Below are 23,265 nucleotides of genomic sequence, written 5' to 3' on the forward strand. Positions count from 1 at the left end.
ATTAGCCGGCAAGGCCGGGCCGGTCGAGCCCCTTGGGCGAGAGGGTGAAGATCTCGCAGCCATCGTCGGTGACGCCGATCGTATGCTCATATTGTGCCGAAAGGCTGCGATCGCGTGTGACCGCCGTCCATCCGTCGGACAGCACCTTCACATGCGGTCGGCCGAGATTGATCATCGGCTCGATGGTGAAAATCATGCCCTTGCGCATCTCGGCGCCCTCGTCGGCGCGACCGTAATGCAGCACGTTCGGCGCGTCATGGAAGAGCCGGCCGACGCCGTGGCCGCAGAAATCGCGCACGACCGAGCAGCGCTCGGCTTCCGCGTGTTTCTGGATTGCCTCGCCGATCGCGCCCATCCGAGCGCCGGGCTTCACCGCGGCGATGCCGAGCATCAGGCATTCGTGGGTGACTTCCAGCAGGCGCTCGGCGGCGCGCTTGATTTCGCCGACCGGATACATGCGCGACGAGTCGCCATGCCATCCGTCGAGCACATAGGTGATGTCGATATTAACGACTTCGCCTTCGCGCAGCGGCTTGTCGTTCGGAATGCCGTGACAGACGACGTGGTTGATCGAGGTACAGGAGGATTTCGTGTAGCCGCGATAGTTGAGCGTCGCCGGTATGGCGCCGTGATCCATGCCGAATTCGAAGACGAACTTGTCGATCTCGTTGGTGGTGGTTCCCGGCTTGACGATATCGACCATTTCGTCGAGCGCCATGGCGGTCAGGCGTGACGCGCGGCGCATGCCCTCGAAGCCTTCCTCGCCATGCAGGCGGATCTGGCCGGTGTTCTTGAGCGGTGCCGTTTCGGCTACGAGATAGGTGACCATGGCTTGGCTCCGGTCCGCGATACCGGTCATTCCAAAATGCGGATTGTCCGGACGGGTGTGATTTCTTCCGGCGAGATTTGGCATTGAACGGCGAAAGCTTCAACCCCGCAGGCTGTCGCACGGTCGAAGGCGGCGCAATAGGCGGGGTCCATATCGTGGCAGAGCGAGAATGTTTCGCAGTCGCCGCGCTGGACGACATAGACCATGACGGCGCGATGTCCGGCGCGCACCATGTCGGCCATTTCGTCGAGATGGCGGGCCCCGCGGGCGGTCACGGTGTCGGGGAACTCGGCGAGTCCCGGCGTGCGCATGAAGTGCACGTTCTTCACCTCGACATAGGCCAACCCCCTTTCAGGGTCGCCGAGCAGGATGTCGATGCGAGACTTTTGGCCGTATTTCTGTTCGCGCTTCAGGTCCGCGTAATCGGCGAGATCGCCGATCATTCTGGCGCGGATCGCTTCCTCGGCGAGCTTGTTCGGAAGGCCGGTATTGACGCCGACGAGCCCGCCATCAGCCTCGACGATTTCCAGCGTGTGGCGGTATTTGCGTTTCGGGTTGTCGGAGGTGGACAGCCACACGCGCGAGTCCGGGTCGGTCAGGCCCATCATGGAGCCGGTGTTGGGCACAGCGCAGGTGATCGCCTCGCCACTGTCGAGGACGACGTCAGCGAGAAACCGTTTGTAGCGCCTGACGAGACGCCCGGAGATAAGGGCAGGCGAGAATTTCACACGCGTTCGCGAACGAAGGTACCGGGGGCGTCGTCAAGCGGCTTGAGCTTTCCACCGCCGAGTTTCTTGCGAGCGGGGACGCGGGAGCCGTCGAGCTTCTCGATCCAGGCCTGCCAGTGCGGCCACCACGATCCTTCGGTGACCTTTGCCTTTTCGACCCATTTGTTGAATTCGCCGGCCACTTTCGGACCGGACCAGAACTGATATTTCTTCTTGGCTGGCGGGTTGATGACCCCGGCGATATGCCCCGATCCGCCCATTACGTAGGTGACCTTGCCGCCGAAACATTTCGAGCCCTCGAAAACCGATATGGCGGGCGCGATATGGTCCTCCTTGGCGGCGAGGTTGTAGATCGGGATCTTGACGTCCGCGAGCGACACCGGCGCGCCCTTCAGCTCCATCTTGGCGTGGGCGAGCTTGTTTTCGTGGTAGCAATTGCGAAGGTAGAACAAGTGGTTGGCCGCCGGCATGCGAGTCGAATCCGCATTCCAGTACAGCAGGTCGAAGGGCATCGGTTCCTTGCCCTTCATGTAGTTGTTGACGACATAGGGCCAGATCAGGTCGCCTGACCGCAGCAGGTTGAAGGCCGTCGCCATCTTCGAGCCGTCGAGGTAGCCTTGCTGGCGGATCTGCTTCTCCAGCGTCTCCAGCTGATCGTCATCCACGAACACCTTCAGGTCTCCGGCATTGACGAAATCGACCTGGGTCGTGAACAGCGTCGCCGAGGCGATACGATCGTTTCCTTCGCGTGCGAACAGCGCCAGTGCAGCCGACAGAAGCGTGCCGCCAACGCAATATCCAATCGCATTGACCTGCTTTTCGCCGGTCGCCTTCTCGACGGCATCGAGTGCAAACGAGATGCCCTGGTCGATGTAGTCGTTCCAATCGAGCTTGGCGTGGCGCTCGTCCGGGTTGACCCAGGAGATCACGAAAACCGTGTGACCCTGCTCGACAGCCCAGCGCACGAAGGACTTATCCGGATTGAGATCGAGGATGTAGAACTTGTTGATCCATGGCGGGCAGATCAGCAACGGCCGTTTCAGGACATCTTCCGTCTCCGGCGCATACTGGATGATTTCGACCAGTTCGTTGCGCGCGATGACCTTGCCGGGTGTGACCGCGATGTTTTCGCCGAGCTTGAACTTGGAATAGTCGGCCTGGCGTACCTTCAGGTCGCCGTGTCCGGCCTCTATGTCTTCGGCAAGCATCTTCATGCCTGCGACAAGGTTCGCGCCGTTGGAGGCGATCGTCTCCTTGAAGATCTCGGGATTGGAGATCATGAAGTTCGTCGGTGAGACGGCATTGCTGAGTTGCTTGACGTAGAAGCTCGCCTTGTGGCGGGTGTGCTCGTCGAGCGTCTCGGCGTTTTCGACGAGATCGGCAGCCCATTTCGACGTGACGAGATAGGTCTGTTTCAGGAAGGAGAAAAATGCGTTCTCTTTCCAGTCGACGTCCGAGAATCGCCGGTCGCCGCGGTCGGGCTCGACGGCTTCCGCCAGATCCGTGTCGCCGAGGCGGCGGATCGAGTTGGACCAGATGTCCATATAGGCGGAAAACAGCCGGGTTTGCGCCTCGATCGCGCGCTGGGGCTCCGAGAGCCAGTATTCGGACACTTTGGAAAACGTCTTGACAACATCCGTCATCGGTTCGGCGACGCTGTCGGTGTGTTCACCGGACTCGCGCGGGCCGATCCATGCCGAAGCGGCGTGGCCCGCTGCCTCGATAACCTGGGCAAGATTGCGCGCGAATGCCTCGGGATCCTTGATGACATAGGCGTCGATCGAGGTCCGGTCCACCGCCTTGCCGGCGTTGGCTTCCTTCTTCTCAGCCATTGCTTTTCCGCTCTGCGGGTGTTCTTTGCGACGTCATTCTCGGCGTTCTTTGTGCTGCCATATTATTGAGCGTTGATGACACAGGACAAGGCGCATGTCATTGACCCATTGGTTGCGATCGGCGCACCGACTTCGTCAATCGATGGCGGCACCACCGCTGCCTCAAGGTAACATGAATAGACTTGGCATTGCGTTACTGATCTTCAATTTCGTGCTCCTTGCCGGATGCGCGGGTGGCAACGCGATCGATCAGGGCGTGCCGCAGGCAGCCTTCGATACGGCCGGTCCGCCGTTGCCGCCGGCGGAAAAGCCAGACGAATCAGCTAGTTCTGAGACTGTATCGCAGACGGCGGTGCAGGCTTCCGGACGAGTTTCGACCACTATTCGGATACCAGAACCTGCGCCTCGGCGCGTGAAATCCGCTGCCCAAACCGGGTCTCGCGACCCGATGACCGCGGGGTCCGGGCAGGCTTCGGTAACCGGAACCTATCCAAACATAAATGACGAGCCGGCCAGGTCCTTGCAGCAGATGAGCGACGCCCAGCGCGATGCCTTGCTGGCCCAAATGCAGGCCCTGGCGCAAGCTCATTCGCGCGGACAGGTCTCGACAGCGGAATACAATCGGCGGCTTGCGCTCCTGCGCCGTCTCGCGGCAACGCACTCCAATGAAGCGATCAGGAAGATCGAGGAATAGCGTTGGTTCGCAGTTTGTCTCGATTTCCAGTCACGAACGCGCTATAGCGCGCGCATATCCCGAGGAAATGCCATGGAAGAATTCCACAAAGTCCGCCGTCTACCCCCTTACGTTTTCGAACAGGTCAATCGCCTGAAGGCGAGCGCGCGAGCGGAAGGCCGGGACATCATCGACCTCGGCATGGGCAATCCGGACCTGCCGACCCCGAAGGCGATCGTCGACAAGCTGGTCGAGACCGTTCGCGATCCGCGCACGCACCGATATTCGTCGTCGAAGGGCATTCCCGGGCTGCGCAAGGCGCAAGCGGCTTATTACGCGCTCCGTTTCGGCGTGAAGCTCGATCCGGAACGCCAGGTGATCGCGACGCTTGGTTCGAAGGAAGGCTTCGCCAATATGGCGCAGGCGATCACCGCACCCGGCGACGTGGTGCTGTGCCCCGATCCGACCTATCCGATCCATGCCTTCGGCTTCATCATGTCGGGCGGCGTCATCCGGTCGATGCCGGTGGCGCCCGATGACGGCTTCATCCCGGCGCTTGAGCGGGCGGTGAAGCATTCCATCCCGAAGCCGCTGGCGCTGATCCTGAACTATCCTTCGAATCCGACGGCCTTCGTGGCGACGCTCGATTTCTACAAGGACGTGATTGCCTATGCCCGCAAGCACGACATCATCGTGCTGTCGGATCTCGCCTATTCCGAGATCTATTTCGGCGACACGCCGCCGCCGTCCGTCCTGGAAGTGCCGGGCGCAATGGATGTCTGCGTAGAGTTCACCTCGATGTCCAAGACCTTCTCCATGCCCGGCTGGCGCATGGGTTTCGCGGTCGGAAACGAACGCCTGATCGCCGCGCTGGCGCGGGTGAAGTCCTATCTCGATTATGGCGCCTTCACGCCGATCCAGGTGGCGGCGACCGCTGCGCTCAACGGCGACGGTTCCGACATCACCGAGGTTCGCGATGTCTATCGCAAGCGGCGCGATGTGCTGGTCGACAGCTTTCACCAGGCCGGGTTCGACGTGCCGGCGCCGGAGGCGACGATGTTCGCCTGGGCGGCAGTCCCCGAGCCGTTTCGCGATATGGGGTCGCTGGAATTCTCCAAGCTGCTGATCGAGAAGGCGGATGTCGCCGTCGCGCCGGGCGTCGGTTTCGGCGAACATGGCGACGATCACGTGAGGATCGCGCTCGTGGAGAACGAGCACCGCATTCGCCAGGCGGCGCGGAACATCAAACGCTTCCTTGCATCGACGCGTGGAAATCTGCACAACGTCGTCGCACTCAACGCCCGCCGCTGACGGCGGGCAATCAACCGATAACACCTCGTTTCGAAAGGTGGACTCATGAACGAGCCGCTGCGCATCGGCATCGCGGGTCTGGGCACGGTCGGCGCGTCCGTTGCCCGTATTCTCAAATCCAAATCGAATTCGCTCACCCACAGATGCGGGCGGCCCATCGAGGTGACCGGGGTCACGGCGCGTGACCGGACGAAGGATCGCGGCGTCGATCTTGCCGGCATCGAGTGGTTCGATACGCCCGAGGCGCTCGCGGCTTCTTCGGATATCGATGTTTTTGTCGAGCTGGTCGGCGGCGACAGCGGAGCCGCGCTCGACAGCATCCGCACGGCACTCCGTTCCGGCCATCATGTCGTGACCGCCAACAAGGCGCTGCTGGCCAAGCATGGCGTGGAACTGGCGCTGCTGGCCGAGGAAAAGGGCCTTATCCTCAACTACGAGGCGGCCGTGGCGGGCGGTATTCCCGTCATCAAGACGATGCGCGAGTCGCTTGCCGCCAACGATGTGAGCCGTGTCTACGGCATCCTAAACGGCACCGCGAACTACATTCTGACGCGGATGGAGCGCGACGAGATTTCGTTCGAGGACTGCCTCGCCGACGCCCAGCGCCTCGGTTATGCCGAGGCCGACCCGACCTTCGACGTGGAGGGTTTCGATACCGCGCACAAGCTCGCCATCCTCACCAGCATCGCGTTCGGCACCCGGGTCGCCGCCGAAGAAATCTATGTCGAGGGAATCAGCAACATCACGCTGGCGGATATCCATGCCGCGCGTGAGCTCGGCTACCGGATCAAGCTTCTGGGCGTTGCGCTTCGCACGGCTACCGGGATCGAGCAGCGTGTCCATCCGACGATGGTGCCGCTCGGCTCGATGATCGGGCAGGTCGACAGCGTGACGAATGCGGTGGGCATCGAGGCGGACACGGTCGGTTCGCTCCTCTTGTCGGGACCTGGCGCGGGCGGAGACGCGACGGCCTCGGCCGTGATCGGCGATGTCGCCGATATCGCCAAATCGCTGCCCGGTCATCAGGAAGCGCCCGTGTTCGGTCGTCCGGCAAAAGAGCTGGAACCGTATCAGCAGGCCGAGATTGCCGCTCATGCCGGCGGTTATTTCATTCGCCTGACGGTGCATGACCGTATCGGCGTTTTTGCCTCTCTCGCCGGGCACATGGCCCGCAACGATATTTCGCTCGCGTCGATCGTTCAGCATGGCGGCGTCAAGGGTGGCGAAGATACCCAAAAGACGGTGGTGCTCGTCACGCACGAGACGACCGAAGCGGATATTCGCACCGCCCTGGAGGCCGTGCTTGCCGATGGTCATCTCGTTTCAAAGCCGCAGGTTATCCGCATAGAACCGGCTGGCTGACGAAGCTTCTGTCATCAAAATCGATTAGATCGCATTTGGTCCCCCGAAACCTTGCCGTACCGGTGTTGCGCGGGTGGCGAGACTGCGTCTAAACCGATCCGCAAAGCACAAAGCGAGGACAACCGCATGAATTCGATGGCAAAATCCGGCGACGAGCAAGTCGGCCTGACAAGGGAATTGTCGCTGGAACTGGCGCGTGTAACCGAGAGAGCGGCGGTGGCCGCAGCCCGGCTGCGCGGGCGCGGCGACGAGAAAGCCGCCGACCAGGCCGCTGTCGATGCGATGCGTTCCGAACTGAACCGGCTCGCCATTCGCGGCACTGTCGTCATCGGCGAGGGTGAGCGCGATGAAGCGCCGATGCTCTATATCGGCGAGAAGGTCGGTAGCGGCAAAGGGCCGGAAGTGGATATCGCGCTCGATCCCCTCGAAGGCACGACGCTGTGCGCGAAGAACCTGCCCAACTCGCTGGCCGTCATTTCCATCGCCGAAAAGGGCGCGCTGCTGTTCGCGCCGGACGTCTACATGGAAAAGATCGCCGTCGGACCGGGCTATCCTGATGGGCTGATCGATATCGATGCGTCGCCGGAAGACAACATCCATGCGCTTGCCAAGGCCAAGGGCGTCCCGGTGACGGAGATCGCCGCCTGTATCCTCGACCGCCCGCGCCACGCTTCGCTGATCGAGGCGGTGCGCAAGACGGGGGCAGCAATCCGGCTGATCGGTGATGGCGACGTGGCCGGCGTGATCGACACGACGGCGCCAGAAGAGACGGGCATCGATATCTATATCGGTAGTGGCGGCGCGCCCGAGGGCGTGCTGGCGGCGTCCGCGCTGCGCTGTGTTGGCGGACAGATGCAGGGCCGCCTGATCCTCGATACCGAGGAAAAGATCGCCCGGGCGGCGAAGATGGGTGTTTCCGATCCGAAGAAGATCTATTCCCACATGGAAATGGCGCATGGCGAGGTGATCTTCGCCGCGACGGGTGTGACCGACGGCAACATGCTGGGCGGCGTTCGTTTCATGAAGAACTATCTTCAGACGGAAACGATCGTCATGCGCTCTTCGTCGAAGACCGTTCGCGAGATCAAGGCGCGCCATCAGGACATGGACAAGTTCTGACCCGTTTGGCCGGCCCGCTTGACGGGGCCGGCACGCGGGGCGACAAACCGGCATGGTCCAAACCTCGTCCTTTCTGGGAATCGATCGCTCCGTCAAAGGACGGAAGTGGATCGACAGGATGTCGCCCGCGCAAACGCAGGTGGCGCTTGATATCGCGCAGCGCCACGGCATTCCCGACATCCTCGCACGGGTGCTTGCCGGGCGTGGCGTGAGCGCGGACCAGGCGGCCGGTTTCCTCGATCCGACCCTCAAGGCACTGATGCCTGACCCGCGCTCGATCACCGATCTCGAGGCAGCGGCAAAGCGCATCGCGGATGCCGTTCGAAACCGCGAAAAGGTCGCGATTTTCGGCGACTATGACGTGGATGGCGCTTCGTCATCCGCGCTTCTGGCGCGTTACCTGCGCTTTTTCGGAATCGAGGCGCGGATCTATATCCCCGATCGTATTTTCGAAGGATACGGGCCCAATCCCGCGGCGATGCGGGAGCTCTCGGCGCAGGCGTCGCTGATCGTGACTGTCGATTGCGGAACGAACAGCGCCGAAGCGTTCGATGCGGTGCGGGAAAACGGCTCCGATATCGTGGTGCTCGATCATCACCAGGTCGGCGGAGCGCTCCCCGACGTGCGTGCCGTGGTCAATCCAAACCGCGATGACGACTTGTCCGGGCTTGGCTATCTTTGCGCGGTAGGCGTGGTGTTCATGACCCTCGTCGATGTGTCGCGGCAATTGCGCGCCCATGGGATCAACAGGTTGCCGGACCTTCTCTCGATGCTCGATCTGGTGGCGCTCGGAACGGTCTGCGATGTCGTGCCGCTTGTCGGGCTAAACCGTGCCTTTGTCACCAAGGGCCTTGTCGCCGCCCACCACCTTGGCAATCCGGGCCTTAGCGCACTTGCCCGGGTGTCCTCCATCGGTGAGCCGCTCAATCCGTTTCACCTTGGCTTTCTGATCGGACCGCGGATCAATGCGGGCGGGCGGATCGGCAATGCGGCGCTGGGTTCCATGGCGCTTGTCGAGGAAGACGCTAATCGCGCCGGTGAGATAGCCGCGGAGCTCGACCGGCTGAACAAGGAACGCCAGGCAATCGAGACCGAGATGGTCGCCCAGGCGCGCGCGGAGGCGGATCGGGATATGGCGACAGGCACGCCGCCAGCGGTTGTGCTGACATCAAGCACGGAATGGCATCCGGGCATTGTCGGCCTGATCGCGGCGCGCCTGAAGGAACATACCCGCAGGCCGGCCTTCGCGGTGGCGCTCGACGGGTCGGGGAAGGGCACCGGATCGGGCCGCTCCATACCCGGCTTCGATCTCGGCAAACTCGTCAGGGCGGCGGTGGAAGAAGGGCTCCTGGTCAAGGGTGGCGGTCACGCCATGGCGGCGGGAATCACCGTTGAACGCGCGAAACTTGGCGACCTGCGCGATTTCTTCGAGGAAAAGGCGGCTTCGGCCGTTTCGTCGATTATCGAAAACGAGACCCAAAAGATCGACGGCGCGCTATCGGCGCGCGGCGCGAACCTCATGTTGATTTCGGAAATCGAGAAGGCAGGGCCTTTCGGCACCGGCAATTCCGAACCGGTCTTCGTGTTGCCGAACCACCGTGTCGCATCGAGCGCGGTCGTCGGCAATGGGCATCTGAAGGTGAGGCTGCAGGCGGAAGACCGATCGCAAATCGACGCCATCGCGTTTCGCGCGGCAGACAGCGAACTCGGTCAATTCCTGTCGGGCAGGGCGGGGCGGCCGGTCCATGTGGCCGGGACGCTGTCGGTCAATCACTGGAACGGCCGGCAGACGCCGCAATTGCGCATTATCGATGCGGCCGAGCCCGTCTGAGCGACGTGCCTAGAGATATTTGCCGAGGCGCTTGCCGGCGGAGATGTAGCTCATCGGATTGACGGCCTTGCCGTTCTGGCGGACCTCGTAGTGCAGATGCGGCCCGGTGGAGCGGCCCGTGCTGCCCGACTTGCCGATCACGGCGCCGGGCGTGACCTTCTGGCCCTTGCTGACCAGAACCCGGCTGAGATGGGCGTAGCGGGTCGTCAAGCCGTTTGCGTGGCGTACCTCGACCATGCGGCCGTAGCCGCCGTTGCGACCCGCGTGAATGACCGTGCCGGCACCGGTGGCGCGGATTGGCGTGCCGGTCGTGACCGCGAAATCAATGCCCGAATGAAAGGCCGAGCGCTTGATGATCGGGTCGCGCCTGTTGCCGAAACGGCTGCTTATCCGGCGGCCCGGAGCCGGATTGGCGATCGGGAAGCTGCGGATCGTACCGCGCACCTTGTCCAGCGCCTCGAGCTCGCGATTGAGAGCGTCGATTTCGTTCTCGAAAGCATCGTCCGCCACTTCGGGATTCGCCGGAATGAAGGGGCCGCCCGTGCCGGTATCTTCAAGCTGGGGCGCTTTGAGCGGAAGTCCCGCATTGCGGGCGTCGGCGACCATTTGTTCGCGCATATCGCGCGCGGAATCGACAAGAGCGCTGACATGGCTGATCTGGTCGATTTCCAGATGGTTGAGCGAGTTGCCGAGGCGAGAGAGCGTGACGATCGGCATCGCATCCATATCGCCCTTCAGGTCTTCGGTCTTTGCGAAGGCTTCCTGCAGCCCTGCTCGAAGCGGTTGCTGGACCTCGAACAGAACGCGCGTCGTTTGCTTGCCGCCCGACCGGCTGGCCGGAACCGGTACCTCTTCGGCGTCCAGCCGTTTCGCTGCCGGCGTGATGCCGTTGAGTTCGGCTCTTTGGAGGAGTGGCGCGAGGCGGCCGCTGCGGCTGGCCAGGACGGTCTGACGATCCAGCAGTTCGGCGACCTTTGTCTCCATGATCTGCTGGTCGAGGAGGCGATAGGACGTGATCCTGTCGACCTGGGAGCGCAACGCGGCGATCCGGTCCTCATAGGCGTGCTGCATGCGCGCTTGCCGCGCGATCGCCGCGTTCAGAATATCGTCGCGCAGCATCAGGTAGCTGGTGGCGAGAAGATATCCGACGGCGACGGCGGCCAATACGGACGCACCGAGTGCGGCCATCCAGGGCCGGACCGTGAAATGGGAGATGCGATCGCCCTTCGCGATAATGATCGTGTGGGGCTCTTTGCGTTTTCCGAAGACCGCTGTGTTACTCAAGGCAATCCACCGTAACGATAAAACTTGGCGTGGTGGAATTACACTTCATTAGGGTTAATAAAGCCCTTAGCGCATCGTGCAGCTTTGATCAGCGGGACATCGATGCGGAAGACAGGGCGCGATAGAACAGCGGCGTGAGGCCGGCGGCGGACCGTGCGCGGTCATTGAATGGCGGTTTGACCTGGCCGTGGAAATGCTTGCGGACAAGCACCCGGAAACGGTCGGCGGCATGCACCCCTTCGCGGGCGCAGAAGAACCGGAACCACTTCGCGCCGACCGCCACATGGGTCTTCTCGTCATTGTAGATCACGTCGAGAATGGCGGCGGTCTGCGTGTCGCCGAGATCGCGGAGCGTTGTGGCGAGGCCGGGCGTTACGTCGAGGCCGCGCGCCTCGAGGACGAGCGGCACGATGGCGAGCCGCGCCGTCAAATCCCCGCTGGTATCGGTGGCAGCCTGCCAGAGGCCGTCATGGGCGGGCAGGTCGCCATAATCGGCGCCCATTTCGCGCAGACGGTCGCGCAGAAGCGTGAAATGCCGCGCCTCGTCGTCGGCCACTTGCATCCAGTTGTCGAAGAAACTGAGCGGGATGTTCTGCGCGGCGAATCGGGCGACGATGTCGAGCGCGAGATCGATGGCGTTCAGTTCGATATGGGCGAGCGCGTGGATGAGCGCGATTCGGCCGCTTTCGCTGTTCAGATTGCGCTTCTTGAGCAGGCGTGGCGCAACAAGGTCCGGTTTTTCCGGCCGGCCGGGCCGTGTCGGCGTTACCGGATCGGTCGGCGCCCGCAGCGACAGGGTTCGGGCTCGCCATGCGCCGGCAGCCGACCGGGTGACCAGAACCTTGCGGTCGAGATCGGCTGCCGAAAGGGCGTCGATGGCGGCGGCGCGCAGCGAATCGGGCATTGCTTCAACCGTCGCTCAGGCAAGTTCGCGGGCGGCTTCCAGCACGTCTTCGGCGTGGCCCTTGACCTTCACCTTGCGCCAGATGCGCGCGATCTTCCCCGTTGAATCAATCAGGAATGTGGAGCGTTCCACGCCCATGTATTTGCGGCCATACATGCTCTTTTCGACCCACACGCCATATGCTTCCAGCGCGTTCCTGTCCTCATCGGCAACCAGCGTTACCGCGAGGTCGTGCTTGGCCTTGAACTTGTCGTGCTTTGCGGCGCTGTCGGGCGACATGCCGATGACGGTAGCGTCGATCGCTTCGAACTCCGGGAGGAGGCGCGTGAAATCGATCGCTTCCGTCGTGCAGCCGCTCGTGTCGTCCTTCGGGTAGAAGTAGAGCACCACAATCTTGCCTTTCAATTGTGAAAGCTTGATCGAAACTCCGCCATCGGCAGGCAATTCGAAATCCGGTGCGATTGATCCTTCGGCGGGTTGGCTCATTGTTGGTTTCCTTCGTTTTTAGGGCGCTTGAAGCGACATCCTGCGGTATATGGTGCATTGTGAATCTGTCCAAGCCGCAGAGGCGCGATTATAAGCGAATCTGCGCGGCGGGAGGCTGACGACAAGTTTGAGAATACAACGCGGAGAAAAGGTGAAGTTCGGCTCTGGCGCGCAGCGACTGCTGCATGACATGCCGTCGAACGCCGAACGGCCGGTTCCGCCGGCATCGGATCCGGCTGCGCCGCGTCCGCGCAGGAAACTGCGCCGCCGCATTCTCATCGTTCTGCTCATGATCCTGTCGTTGCCGCTGCTGCTGGCCGCGTTCGTCAAATCGGGCCTGATTTCACCGCTCATCGAGGACGAAGCCGTGGCCGCGCTCAGCGGCGCGTTGCCGGAGAGTCTGTCCGTGGATATCGGTGACGCCGACGTCATCGTGGAAGGCCTGCAGGGCGTCGGCGTATCGCTCGGCCAGTTCGTCATGAAGGACAGGGCCACCGGCAAGGACGTGCTGGAGGTCGATCGAACGCGGATCGGCGTGACGACCCTGAGCGCTCTTCGAGGCAAGCCGCAACTGCAGAATATCGAAGTGTCAGGCATACGGCTGAACCTGGCCAATGCCCGAAGCGGATCGGGCGAACTCCCGGCAATCGCGGCGGTTGAGACCGGTCTGGACCGGCTGCTCGATTTCTCCGACATGCTGATCGAAGGCAGTTCGGTGAATGGCTCGGCGATAGACATCAAGATCGGTGACATGACGGTGACCGGCCACGGTTCCGATATTTTCGTCAGGAACGCGGTGGTGATCGCGAGTCCGGGGCAGAGAGCGATCGAGGCCGAAATCGAGATCGACGGACGAACGAGCCAGCTGTCCGGGATGGTGCGCAGGAGTATTGGCGGTGCGCTGATCGCCCGGTTTCGTCTCGACGACATAGCGCTGCCGTTCGCACGCGTGCGCACCCTGTTTTCCGATAATCCCGAAGATCATCTCCCGGGCGCGACACACGAACCCGTGCGAGCCAATGTCGTTTTTACAGCGCGCAGAACACGCGGCGACGCGCCGGACCAGTTAACCGTGAGCGTCGAACCGACCGATTTCGCCTTCAAGCTCGATGACGGCGATCTCGTTCCGGTGACGGGGCGTTTCAATCTCGCATGGACACCGGAGACCAAGGTTTTCTCCCTGCGCGAATCGCGGATCCGATATGGCCGATCGTCGGCTGTCCTGACCGGCGGCGTTCGCGATGCCCCCGGTGCGGACGGATCGGCGCGGGAGCGCGCCTATCAGTTCGAACTGATCGCCAATAACGGAGTGAGCAATCCGATCGATTCGCCTGAACGCGCAGTCCAGTTCGCGGCACGTGCGATCGGCACCTGGACGCCGCGCGACGGTGTCGCCGACATCTCGCATATCGAACTCGAATCCGAAGCGGGGTCGATGGAGGGGGCGGGAACGTTCGATTTTTCGTCCGCTACGCCGACGGCGATCTTCGCGATCTCCGTTGAGGATTTCGCATTGGCCGGCGTCAAGCAGTTCTGGCCTGCGCCGGTCGCGCGGGGCGCGCGCCGATGGGTGCTTTCCAATCTCGCGGGCGGCCGGGTTACCGAAGGCGAGTTTCTGATCGCGGAGCCGCTGCGCCGGCGCATTCCGGGCACCGACAAGACGTTGCAGGGCGACACTGAGCTGTCGTTGCAGGTCGAGGGTGTCCGCTTCGACGTTACCGGTGGCATTCCGCCGGTTCGCGATGCGATCGGCCGGATCGACGTCAAGGGTGGCGACACGGTGATCACGCTCGAAAGCGGCACGACCTACATGCCGAGCGGCCGCACGGCGGAGGCGTCATCGGGCGTGTTGATCATCCACCAGGTCGATGAAAACGGCGTCATCTATGCCGATCTCGATGTCGATGTTTCCGGGACCGCCGACGCGCTCGGCGAGCTCATTTCCTTCCGGCCGATCAACGCGCAACGGTTCAGACCCTACAAGCCGGAGGAACTGTCCGGCGAGGCCGACGCGCGGGTGATCATGCGTTTTGCGCTCAATCCGCAAGAGTCGGCTCCGCCTCCGAAATGGGAGGTGGAACTGGACATTCAGGACGCGGCCATCTCGACACCGTTCGACGGGCGTATGCTGGCGGACATGACCGGCCGGATAAACATCAATCAGCTGCGCGCCCAGATCGATGTCACGGGCGAGATCGACGGCGTGCCGGCGAATATCTCGATGACCCAGCCTTTCGGCGGCAAAGCCGCCCGCTCGTCACGGGACATTATTCTGAACCTCAACGATGCCGATCGCACGCGTATCGCGCCCGGTCTCGAAACGCTCGTCGATGGGATCACCTCGGTCAACGTGAAGACGGCCGACGAAGAGGAATCCATGGAGGTTGAGGCCGACCTCTCGCAAGCCAAGCTGTCCTTGCCCTGGATCGGTTGGGCCAAGGGGACCGGAATACCCGCCAAAACCGTCTTCGATCTCGTTCTTGCCGACAAGGAAACCCGGATCAGCAATTTTCAGCTGGATGGCGGCTCCTTCTTCGCGAATGGCGATATCACCGTGTCCGACGACGGGTTGCAGAGTGCGCGTTTCGGAAAGGTGAGACTGAACGAGACCGACGACATTTCCGTCGATGTGACGGCGAAAGGAAAAGGATTTGCCGTTTCCATTACCGGTAAATCCTTCGATGCGCGCTCGCTCATCCGGCATGTCCGCGAACAGTTGAAAGCCAAGACCTCGGAGGAAGGCGTCCCCGTCGACGTGACGGCCTCCATCGCCAAGGTGACCGGGTTCGGCGACGAGTATGTGCGCAATCTCAGGCTGGAGATGCGCTATGACGGGAAGGACGTGGTGTCGGTCGTCGCCAATTGCCTGACCGCCAGCGGATTTCCCATATCCGCAACGCTCAAGGGCGCCGCTGCGAAGCGGACGATCCAGTTCGAGTCACTCGATGCAGGCGAGGCGCTTCGCTTCCTCGATATCTACGGTCAGGTGCGCGGCGGGATCATGACGGGCGCACTCAAGGCGACCGGCGAGAAAGTGCTGAGCGGCTCCGCGGAAGTCACGGATTTCCGCATTTTCAACGAACCGCGGCTGAATGCACTGGTTTCGTCTAAATCAGGAGGGTCGGAGAGCCTCAAGGAGGCGATCAAGCAGGATATCGACACGAGAGAGATCAAGTTCGATCGCGCCGAGGCGACCGTCATCATCTCGCCCAACTCACTTCAGATCCGCCAGGGCGTCATCCGCGGCCCGCTGGTCGGATCGACCTTCCGGGGCACGTTGTACGACAAGAACGATCGGATGCGGATTACGGGAACCTTCATGCCGGCCTATGCGGTCAACAGCCTGCTGGCCGGCATCCCCATCGTCGGCCTGGTTCTCGGCAACGGGCGCGACCGCGGATTGATCGGCGTCACCTACATGCTGGAAGGTGACATGAAGAAGCCGAAGATCACCGTCAATCCGCTGTCGGTTATCGCCCCGGGCGTCTTCCGCCAGATTTTCGAGTTTCGCTGAGCGTTCAGACGGGCTTGACGAGAACGTGTTTCTTCTTGCCGAGCGAAAGCTTGATGACGCCGTCCCGCAGCGTTGTTTCGTCCAGTGTCATGCGCTCGTCCGAGACCTGCTCGTCGTTCACGCGCACGGCTCCGCCTTTGACGTGACGGCGCATTTCGCCGTTGGACGCGGCCAACCCCGCCTGCACGAATGCCGAGAGTACCCCGATACCGGCACCGAGATCCGACTCAGGGACCTCGATAGTCGGCAGGTTCTCCGAGAGGGCGCCTTCCTCGAATGTCTTGCGCGCTGTTTCGGCCGCCTGCTCGGCCGCCTGTCTGCCGTGCAGGATGGCGGTCACCTCGGTGGCGAGGACCTTCTTGACCTCGTTGATCTCGGACCCGCCCAGCGCCGACAGGCGTGCGATCTCGTCCATGGGCAGGATCGTGTAGAGCTTGAGGAAGCGTGCGACGTCGGCGTCCTCCGTATTGCGCCAGTACTGCCAGAAATCATAGGCCGGCAGCATTTCCGGATTGAGCCAGATCGCACCCGTCGCCGACTTGCCCATCTTGGCGCCGGATGAGGTCGTGAGGAGGGGCGAGGTGAGGGCATAGAGCTGCGGCGTGCCCAGCCTGTGGCCGAGATCGATCCCGTTGACGATATTGCCCCACTGGTCGGACCCGCCCATCTGAAGTCGGCAGTCATAGCGTTCGTTCAGCACGACGAAGTCGTAGGCCTGGAGGATCATGTAATTGAATTCCAGGAAGGACAGCGACTGCTCCCGGTCGAGGCGCATCTTCACGCTGTCGAAGGACAGCATGCGGTTGACCGAGAAGTGGCGGCCGACATCGCGCAGGAATTCGAGATAATTGATCGAACGCAGCCAGTCGGCATTGTTGATCATCAGCGCGGCGTTCTCGCCGGCATCGTAGTCGAGATAATTCGAGAAAACGCGCTTCAGCGACGCGATGTTGTCCTCGATCTTCTCCACCGTCATCAGCTGGCGCGCCTCGTCCTTGAAGGACGGATCGCCGACCATGCCGGTACCGCCGCCCATAAGGGAGATCGCGCGGTGTCCGGTTTGCTGGAACCAGTGCAGCATCATGATCTGGATGAGCGAGCCGGCGTGCAGGCTGGCTGCGGTCGGGTCGAAGCCGATATAGGCGGTGACCGTTTCCTTGCAGAGGAGTTCGTCGAGCCCCGATTCATCAGAAAGCTGATGAATGAAGCCGCGCTCGTTCAGAGTGCGAAGGAAATCGGACTTGTAACCGGACATAATGCTTGCCTGCGTGGATGGGAAACGGCACCCGTGGTGTTCGGGGCCGCGCGGCTTTAACACTATTCAGCCGGAATGGACAAGAAGAGGGCGGTGATGGAGGTCATGCGGGCGATCGGATTTATGAGCGGAACGTCGATGGACGGCATCGACATCGCGCTCGTCGAGACCGACGGCATTCGCGTCGTTTCGCGGGGGCCGTCCATGGCGATCGCCTATGATCCTGCATTCAGACGCGACCTTGCAGCGGGGCTGGAGGATGCGCGGACAATAGACGAGCGTTCGCAAAGGCCCGGTCGCCTGAAAGATCTCGAAACCGAGCTCACCATGCGTCACGCCAAGGCTGTAAAGGCTTTTCTCGCCGAGAACGGTATCGCGCGCGAGCATGTCGATGTGATCGGGTTTCACGGCCAGACCGTGCTGCATCGTCCCGAGCGCGCCCTGACGGTGCAGATCGGCGACGGCGGCCTTCTTGCACGGGAGACAGGTATAGCGACCGTCTTCGACATGCGCGCCCGTGACATGGAACATGGCGGGCAGGGCGCGCCACTTGTGCCTGCTTACCATGCGGCGCTGGCATCTCAGCTCCCTTCCGCATTGGAGCCGGGGTTCGGTGCGGTCGCATTCGTCAATATCGGCGGTATTTCCAACGTCACCTTCGTGGCGCCGGGCCAGCCGCCAACCGCCTTCGACAGCGGGCCGGGCAATGCGCTGATCGACCAGTGGGTCGAGCGACATGCCGGCATCCCCTATGACGATGGCGGACGCATCGCCGGCGAAGGGGCGGCGGACATGGCGGTTGTGGAGCGCTATCTGGCTAATCCGTTCTTCGCCCGAGGAGGCGCGAAATCGCTCGACCGGAACGACTTCACGCTGGACCATGTCGATGGCATGGAGCTTTCCGATGGCGCGGCCACGCTTGCCGCTCTTTCCGCGGCCGCCATTCACAAGGCTGCCGAAAGGCTCTCCGTGCCTCCGTCGCTTTGGATCGTCTCAGGCGGCGGTGCGCGCAACAACGCCATCATCGGGCGGCTGCAGGAATTGGCGGGCGGAGCGGCGCGGATCGCGACTGCTCAGGAGGCCGAATTCGACGCCGACATGATGGAGGCGGAGGCCTGGGCCTATCTCGCCGTGCGGTCCCGCAAGGGACTGGCGCTGACTTTCCCGACGACTACAGGATGCCGCGAGCCGGCGACGGGCGGCGTTCTCGCCTTGCCGTAAAGGCCACTAGGTCGCCTTGCTACGCGATTTGGTTTCCTTCGCGGTAATCGCGCCGGTTTCGTGTTTCTCGGCTATGATGTAGGGCGGCCGCCGTTTCGCCTCAGTATAGATGCGTCCGACATACTCGCCGATGATGCCGATCCCAAGGAGTTGGATTCCGCCCAGGAAAAGCATCCCGACGAGCAGCGACGCATAGCCCGGTACATCGATGCCGAAGACGAGCGTGCGGATGACGATATAGGCGGCGTAGGCGATCGAAGTGGCGGAAATGAATGCCCCGATATAGCTCCACATGACGAGCGGCGCGTTCGAAAACGAGGTGATCCCGTCGATCGCAAAGCTCCAGAGTTTCCATGCCGAGAAGCGGCTTTCGCCGACGGCGCGTTTGCGGCGCTTGTATTCGACGGTTTCCGTTGGAAAGCCGACCCAGGCAAACAAGCCCTTCATGAAGCGGCCGTTTTCCTTCAATTCGTTCAGGGCATCGATGACGGCGCGATCGATCAAGCGGAAATCGCCGACATCGGTCGGGATCTTCACGTTGGAAATCGAGTTGTGAAGGCCGTAGAACCAACGCGCTGTCAACCGTTTGGCGAGCGTGTCTTCTCTGCGATCGACGCGCTTTCCAACGACGACCTTCGCGCCGGCGACCCAGCGGTCGACCATTTCGGAGATCACCTCAGGCGGATCCTGCAGGTCGACATCGATGATAATGGCGCAATCCGCGTTGGCTTCGGCGAGCCCGGCCGTGATCGCTGCTTCCTTGCCGAAATTTCGCGACAGCGTGAGCACCTGCGTCGGTACGGTACGCCCGGCGGAATTAAGGATCGCATCGACAGTCCTGTCGCGGCTACCGTCATTGATGAAAAGGAATTCGAACCGCAGACCGGAATAGCGGTCCGTGACTGCCGCGATCGTCGGCGCAATGCCGCGGAAGAACGTGTCGATCGACCCTTCCTCGTTAAACACCGGGACCAGGATCTGGATCAACCGGTGCACTTCTTTGGTGTCAGCGCCCATCGGTCACGTGCACAATTTGTACCTGGCTTCGTCTGCCGCCGCCGTTGATATCGAAAAATTCCTGCTGAGACACGATTTTTGCGCGATTGCCGATTTGTTCGGGGTGGAGTTTCTTTGATGCGCGCTGGATGACGAGGACGACCGCTTCCTCCCCACGGGCGGCGAGTTCGACAATCCCGGCCTGCGGGTCGGCGATTTTCTTGGCGGCCTCGAAAGCCGGCGGATCTACGGCGAGGATCACCGAAGGCTCGATCCTGCCGGAAACATAGACCGGTAGCTCTCCGAGCTGACGTGCGGCGATCGCGGCCTCGACGGCCGGCATCGGCTTGACGAATGTCTCGATTTGCGGCGCGACACCCCAATAGATAATAGCGAGGAATGCCGCCATGCTGGCGGCCGCGACGTGATGCGCGCGCTCGAACTTGCCATTGGCGCGCAAGCGCAGGAAGAAATAGAGGCTACCCATGATCAGGACGGCCGCGGTTGCGCTTGCAAGTTTAGCCGCGATGGTCGGCAGGAAAAACGCGAGGGCAACAAGTGCTATTGCGGTGCCGGTCTGCATTGCAACCAAGGTTGCCGCTGTCGCCTTGCTCCAGAAGCCAGCGGAAAATTGGCTATGCGGCGGTGCCTTGGAGCGGCTGACATGCAGCGCGGCGAGCAGGATCGCAATCGGCGGGAACATTGGCAGGATGTAGTGCGGCAGCTTGGTAGCAACCAGCGTGAACAAGATGAATGTCGAGCCCGCCCATCCGAATAGTACAGCGCGAGCGAAGCGGCGGTCGCGTGCCGGCTTGTCTGTGGCTGTGCTTGTGCCCGATGCCAGCACGCCGGGCAAATCGATCGCCCAGGGTATGAAGCCGATGAACAGCACCGGCAGATAGACCGGTAAGGTGGCAAGATAACCGATAACGCCACTGCCGCCGTGGCCTTCCATGGGCGTGAATGCGCGTCCGAGAATATGAATGCCGACGCCCTTGTCCAGCATTTCGCCGCCGCTTGCGGCATTGGCCGGGATGGCCCAGACGAGAAACAGCGCGATGCCGGCTACCGCGGCCGCGACGAGACCCGTGAACTCGGTCAGCGACGGGCGCGCCGGTGCAGGACCGAAAATCCAGGCGCAGAGGATGGTTACGCTGAGTATCGCCGGCCCGACAGGTCCCTTGGCAAGCAACATCAGACCCACTGCAAGAGCAAGAAGCGCTGTCCAGACAAGAGCAGTTCCGCGGCCGGAGGCCTCCCGCAAGGCGAGCCAGCACCAGATCGACATGGCGATAGTGGCGAGCAGCAGCGAATCGATCTGCGCCGAGGCCGCGAGATAAGCCGGCATCAGTGCGGTCGCCAGAATGATCATCGACCAGTGCCCGACCCGCGCGGAGAAAAGGCGGCGCCCGATCAAAAATGTAAAGAGCAGCGTCAACGTCTGCCCCAGAACAGACGGCAGGCGATAGGCAAACTCGTTTTCGCCAAAAATTGATACGGATTCCGCGATAAACCAGAACATCAGCGGCGGCTTGTGGGCGAAGACCGTGCCGTTGAATCGCGGCAGCAGCCAGTCTCCGGTTCGCAGCATTTCCAGCGCAGTGCGCGCGTAATAAGTTTCGTCGCGGTCCCACAACTGCATGGCGGGCGTCAGCGCGGCAAAAAAGAGAAACGCCGCAGCGGCGATCAGGATAGCCGTGCCCAGGCCCGATTTCGAAACTGGCACGGTGCCGGTCGATGTCATGCTTGGCGTTGCCCCTGCCTGCGCGCGGATCGTCCGCGCGGCGTCACTTGATCCGCTTGACGGTCTCGGGAACCAATTCGCCGCGCAGGCGCGCATCAAGATAGTCGGAGCATTCCGCCATCAGCGTTTCCATGTGGTCCCCGAAGAAATGGTTCGCGCCTTCCAGGGTCTTCTGGGTGATCAGGATTCCCTTTTGCGTGTGCAGCTTGTCGACCAGTCCCTGAACATCTTTCGGCGGGGCGACCTTGTCTTCGGAGCCGTGGATGATCAGCCCGGAAGACGGGCAGGGCGCCAGGAACGAGAAGTCGTAGGTGTTCGGCTGCGGGGCAACCGAAATGAAACCCTCGATCTCCGGGCGACGCATCAGCAGTTGCATGCCGATCCATGCGCCAAAGGAGTAGCCGGCGATCCAGCACGACTTGGAATCCGGATGCAGCGACTGCACCCAGTCGAGCGCGGCGGCGGCATCGGACAACTCACCCGCGCCGTGATCGAACTCGCCCTGGCTGCGGCCGATGCTGCGGAAATTGAAGCGCAGGGTCGTGAACCCGCGCTTCTGGAACATGTAGAACAGATTGTAGATGATCTGGTTGTTCATCGTGCCGCCGAATTGCGGATGCGGATGAAGAACCATCGCGATGGGGGCGTTTTTTTCCTGCGAAGGCTGGTAACGGCCTTCGAGCCGGCCGGCAGGGCCTGTGAAAATAACTTCTGGCATCAGTACTCCATGACAGTGCGGACCGCGCGCCGCCGGCTGCGCATTCGCGCTTTTTCCGGTCTGTTGACGGTTGGAGGCGGCATCACTATGACAATATTAGAAACGTTCCAATCTATCGGCGTTGGTTCGCGCGAAGCCGCTGTCATACGGCTTTTGGAACACGAAATTCAAGGAAATTGATCGTTTCTTCGGGCCATGGCTATGGGAAAGCAGGCGATTTATCTCGACTACAATGCGTCGGCGCCGCTTCTGCCTCAGGCGCGCGACGCGATGCTTGCCGCGCTTGAGATCGACGCCAACCCGTCATCGGTCCATTCTGCCGGCCGCGCAGCGAAGGCGATTGTCCAGAAAGCGCGACGCAGCGTGGCCGCGTTGGTGAACGCCAAGCCGGACCATGTCGTCTTTACTTCCGGTGCGACCGAGGCGGCGTCGACCGTGCTGACGCCACGCTTTTCTTTCGGCCGCTCCCCGCTCAAATTCTCGAAGCTCTTTGTCTGCGCGGCGGATCACCCTTGCGTTCTCGCAGGCGGACAGTTTGCACCGGAGGACATTGTCCAACTTCCTGTCCAGCCCTCCGGTTTGATGGAACTGGATGCCTTGGAGCGCATGCTGGCCGGCCACGACAAGGCAACGGGGCTGCCGCTCGTGGCTGTTCACTGGGCGAATAACGAGACAGGTGTGATCCAGCCGGTGCGGGAAATCGCGGTCATGGTCAAGGCGAATGGCGGGGTTCTGGTCGTTGATGCCGTGCAGGCACTTGGCCGGCTTCCGATCGATATTGCCGATGCTTGCGGTGACTTCCTCATCCTGTCTTCGCACAAGATCGGCGGGCCCAAGGGCGCCGGCGCGCTTGTCGCGCAGTCCGACCTGATGATGCCGATGCCGCTGATTTCCGGTGGCGGGCAGGAGCGCGGTCATCGTGGCGGCACCGAGGCGGTCGCCAATATCGCGGGTTTCGGCGCAGCCGCCGATGTCGCGATGGCCGGCCAGGACCGGTTTGCGTCATGCATGGCCGTCCGCGATGCATTCGAGGCGGCAATCCTCGAAATCGCACCTGACGCCGTCATCCACGGCGGCACCGTGAAGAGGCTACCCAACACAGTGTTTTTCTCGGTTCCGGGACTAAAGGCCGAAACGGTCCAGATCGCGCTCGATCTTGCAAAGATCGCCGTCTCGGCGGGCTCGGCCTGCTCTTCCGGCAAGGTGGGACGCAGCCATGTGCTGACGGCCATGGGCGTCGAATCCGATGTCGGCGCTATCCGCATTTCCTTTGCGCCGGAAACGGGCGAGGACGCGGTCACGCGCATCGCCGGGGAACTCGGTAAAATCGTCGAACGCGCAAGGCCGGAAAAGCGACTCGCGAGGGCTTGAGATTCCGAGTCGGCTAAAACATATACGGAAGAGTCATATTTTCCACTTTAGAACTTTTCAAAAGTGGCTTATCACCTAGTTTGAGTG

Annotated in this window: 18 protein-coding genes; 8 read left to right on the top strand and 10 right to left on the bottom strand. The window is 62.0% G+C overall.

All coding sequences use genetic code 11. The features are described 5' to 3' along the window. Position 1: 1 nt before the first annotated feature. From map to ACQK2M_RS13670, 3 genes are read right to left on the bottom strand one after another with little or no spacing between them, the layout of a single operon-like run. A complete protein-coding gene (gene map, locus ACQK2M_RS13660) occupies positions 2 to 829 on the bottom strand; it encodes a type I methionyl aminopeptidase (RefSeq protein ID WP_425418272.1) in 828 nt (275 codons plus the stop codon). 26 nt (positions 830 to 855) lie between these two features. Then, a complete protein-coding gene (gene sfsA, locus ACQK2M_RS13665) occupies positions 856 to 1,557 on the bottom strand; it encodes a DNA/RNA nuclease SfsA (protein WP_425418273.1) in 702 nt (233 codons plus the stop codon). Then, a complete protein-coding gene (locus ACQK2M_RS13670) occupies positions 1,554 to 3,389 on the bottom strand; it encodes a PHA/PHB synthase family protein (RefSeq protein ID WP_425418274.1) in 1,836 nt (611 codons plus the stop codon). The genes sfsA and ACQK2M_RS13670 overlap by 4 nt, the downstream gene beginning before the upstream one ends. Positions 3,390 to 3,483: 94 nt before the next feature. Here ACQK2M_RS13670 and ACQK2M_RS13675 point away from each other — a divergent pair, with 94 nt between their 5' ends. The 5 genes from ACQK2M_RS13675 to recJ all read left to right on the top strand — a co-directional run bounded on the left by ACQK2M_RS13675 (position 3,484) and on the right by recJ (position 9,685). Beyond that, complete coding sequence (locus tag ACQK2M_RS13675) at positions 3,484 to 4,083, top strand: hypothetical protein (protein WP_425418275.1); 600 nt, start codon at positions 3,484 to 3,486, stop codon at positions 4,081 to 4,083. Between the two features lie 72 nt (positions 4,084 to 4,155). Further along, entirely contained in the window at positions 4,156 to 5,373 is a 1,218-nt protein-coding gene (locus ACQK2M_RS13680) for an LL-diaminopimelate aminotransferase (protein ID WP_425418276.1), read from the top strand. 45 nt (positions 5,374 to 5,418) lie between these two features. Beyond that, complete coding sequence (locus ACQK2M_RS13685) at positions 5,419 to 6,735, top strand: homoserine dehydrogenase (RefSeq protein WP_425418277.1); 1,317 nt, start codon at positions 5,419 to 5,421, stop codon at positions 6,733 to 6,735. A 135-nt stretch (positions 6,736 to 6,870) separates the two neighbouring features. Next, positions 6,871 to 7,854 carry a class II fructose-bisphosphatase gene (gene glpX / locus ACQK2M_RS13690; protein ID WP_425420044.1) on the top strand — a complete coding sequence of 328 codons (984 nt, stop codon included), beginning with the start codon at positions 6,871 to 6,873 and terminating at the stop codon, positions 7,852 to 7,854. Positions 7,855 to 7,906: 52 nt separating this feature from the next. Further along, positions 7,907 to 9,685: a single-stranded-DNA-specific exonuclease RecJ gene (recJ, locus tag ACQK2M_RS13695; RefSeq protein ID WP_425418278.1), complete on the top strand. Its 1,779-nt coding sequence runs from the start codon at positions 7,907 to 7,909 to the stop codon at positions 9,683 to 9,685. Between the two features lie 9 nt (positions 9,686 to 9,694). On the opposite strand, the gene ACQK2M_RS13700 is transcribed toward recJ, so the two are convergent. The 3 genes from ACQK2M_RS13700 to ACQK2M_RS13710 all read right to left on the bottom strand — a co-directional run bounded on the left by ACQK2M_RS13700 (position 9,695) and on the right by ACQK2M_RS13710 (position 12,359). Continuing rightward, a complete protein-coding gene (locus ACQK2M_RS13700) occupies positions 9,695 to 10,969 on the bottom strand; it encodes a M23 family metallopeptidase (protein WP_425418279.1) in 1,275 nt (424 codons plus the stop codon). Between the two features lie 88 nt (positions 10,970 to 11,057). Beyond that, on the bottom strand, positions 11,058 to 11,873 hold the full coding sequence (locus ACQK2M_RS13705) for a ferritin-like domain-containing protein (protein WP_425418280.1): 816 nt from the start codon (positions 11,871 to 11,873) through the stop codon (positions 11,058 to 11,060). A gap of 15 nt (positions 11,874 to 11,888) precedes the next feature. Next, positions 11,889 to 12,359, bottom strand: a complete 471-nt coding sequence (locus ACQK2M_RS13710) for a peroxiredoxin (protein ID WP_425418281.1) — start codon at positions 12,357 to 12,359, stop codon at positions 11,889 to 11,891. 151 nt (positions 12,360 to 12,510) lie between these two features. Here ACQK2M_RS13710 and ACQK2M_RS13715 point away from each other — a divergent pair, with 151 nt between their 5' ends. Beyond that, positions 12,511 to 15,873, top strand: a complete 3,363-nt coding sequence (locus tag ACQK2M_RS13715) for a DUF3971 domain-containing protein (protein ID WP_425418282.1) — start codon at positions 12,511 to 12,513, stop codon at positions 15,871 to 15,873. 4 nt (positions 15,874 to 15,877) lie between these two features. Here ACQK2M_RS13715 and tyrS read toward each other — a convergent pair whose 3' ends face one another. Then, on the bottom strand, positions 15,878 to 17,128 hold the full coding sequence (gene tyrS, locus ACQK2M_RS13720) for a tyrosine--tRNA ligase (protein WP_425418283.1): 1,251 nt from the start codon (positions 17,126 to 17,128) through the stop codon (positions 15,878 to 15,880). Positions 17,129 to 17,221: 93 nt separating this feature from the next. Here tyrS and ACQK2M_RS13725 point away from each other — a divergent pair, with 93 nt between their 5' ends. Continuing rightward, on the top strand, positions 17,222 to 18,349 hold the full coding sequence (locus tag ACQK2M_RS13725; protein ID WP_425418284.1) for an anhydro-N-acetylmuramic acid kinase: 1,128 nt from the start codon (positions 17,222 to 17,224) through the stop codon (positions 18,347 to 18,349). Between the two features lie 6 nt (positions 18,350 to 18,355). On the opposite strand, the gene ACQK2M_RS13730 is transcribed toward ACQK2M_RS13725, so the two are convergent. The 3 genes from ACQK2M_RS13730 to ACQK2M_RS13740 are packed head-to-tail and all read right to left on the bottom strand — an operon-like array spanning position 18,356 to position 21,807. Beyond that, on the bottom strand, positions 18,356 to 19,336 hold the full coding sequence (locus ACQK2M_RS13730; protein ID WP_425418285.1) for a glycosyltransferase family 2 protein: 981 nt from the start codon (positions 19,334 to 19,336) through the stop codon (positions 18,356 to 18,358). Between the two features lie 19 nt (positions 19,337 to 19,355). Continuing rightward, a complete protein-coding gene (locus ACQK2M_RS13735) occupies positions 19,356 to 21,089 on the bottom strand; it encodes an ArnT family glycosyltransferase (RefSeq protein WP_425418286.1) in 1,734 nt (577 codons plus the stop codon). Between the two features lie 43 nt (positions 21,090 to 21,132). Next, the gene (locus ACQK2M_RS13740; protein WP_223477949.1) at positions 21,133 to 21,807 is read right to left on the bottom strand and encodes an alpha/beta hydrolase; all 675 of its coding nucleotides are present in this window, start codon (positions 21,805 to 21,807) and stop codon (positions 21,133 to 21,135) included. 195 nt (positions 21,808 to 22,002) lie between these two features. Between ACQK2M_RS13740 and ACQK2M_RS13745 the strand changes: the two genes are divergently transcribed. Further along, on the top strand, positions 22,003 to 23,178 hold the full coding sequence (locus ACQK2M_RS13745) for a cysteine desulfurase family protein (RefSeq protein ID WP_425418287.1): 1,176 nt from the start codon (positions 22,003 to 22,005) through the stop codon (positions 23,176 to 23,178). Positions 23,179 to 23,265: the final 87 nt, after the last annotated feature.

It is taken from the genome of Oricola indica (assembly GCF_965227485.1).
GTDB classification, from domain to species: Bacteria; Pseudomonadota; Alphaproteobacteria; order Rhizobiales; family Rhizobiaceae; genus Oricola; species Oricola indica.

Excerpts from the sequence above, each read along its gene's own strand:
- map (WP_425418272.1), bottom strand. The coding sequence starts at position 829 with ATGGTCACCTATCTCGTAGCCGAAACGGCACCGCTCAAGAACACCGGC.
- ACQK2M_RS13670 (WP_425418274.1), bottom strand. The coding sequence starts at position 3,389 with ATGGCTGAGAAGAAGGAAGCCAACGCCGGCAAGGCGGTGGACCGGACC.
- ACQK2M_RS13675 (WP_425418275.1), top strand. The coding sequence starts at position 3,484 with ATGTCATTGACCCATTGGTTGCGATCGGCGCACCGACTTCGTCAATCG.
- ACQK2M_RS13680 (WP_425418276.1), top strand. The coding sequence starts at position 4,156 with ATGGAAGAATTCCACAAAGTCCGCCGTCTACCCCCTTACGTTTTCGAA.
- ACQK2M_RS13685 (WP_425418277.1), top strand. The coding sequence starts at position 5,419 with ATGAACGAGCCGCTGCGCATCGGCATCGCGGGTCTGGGCACGGTCGGC.
- glpX (WP_425420044.1), top strand. The coding sequence starts at position 6,871 with ATGGCAAAATCCGGCGACGAGCAAGTCGGCCTGACAAGGGAATTGTCG.
- recJ (WP_425418278.1), top strand. The coding sequence starts at position 7,907 with ATGGTCCAAACCTCGTCCTTTCTGGGAATCGATCGCTCCGTCAAAGGA.
- ACQK2M_RS13705 (WP_425418280.1), bottom strand. The coding sequence starts at position 11,873 with ATGCCCGATTCGCTGCGCGCCGCCGCCATCGACGCCCTTTCGGCAGCC.
- ACQK2M_RS13710 (WP_425418281.1), bottom strand. The coding sequence starts at position 12,359 with ATGAGCCAACCCGCCGAAGGATCAATCGCACCGGATTTCGAATTGCCT.
- tyrS (WP_425418283.1), bottom strand. The coding sequence starts at position 17,128 with ATGTCCGGTTACAAGTCCGATTTCCTTCGCACTCTGAACGAGCGCGGC.
- ACQK2M_RS13735 (WP_425418286.1), bottom strand. The coding sequence starts at position 21,089 with ATGACATCGACCGGCACCGTGCCAGTTTCGAAATCGGGCCTGGGCACG.
- ACQK2M_RS13740 (WP_223477949.1), bottom strand. The coding sequence starts at position 21,807 with ATGCCAGAAGTTATTTTCACAGGCCCTGCCGGCCGGCTCGAAGGCCGT.
- ACQK2M_RS13745 (WP_425418287.1), top strand. The coding sequence starts at position 22,003 with ATGGCTATGGGAAAGCAGGCGATTTATCTCGACTACAATGCGTCGGCG.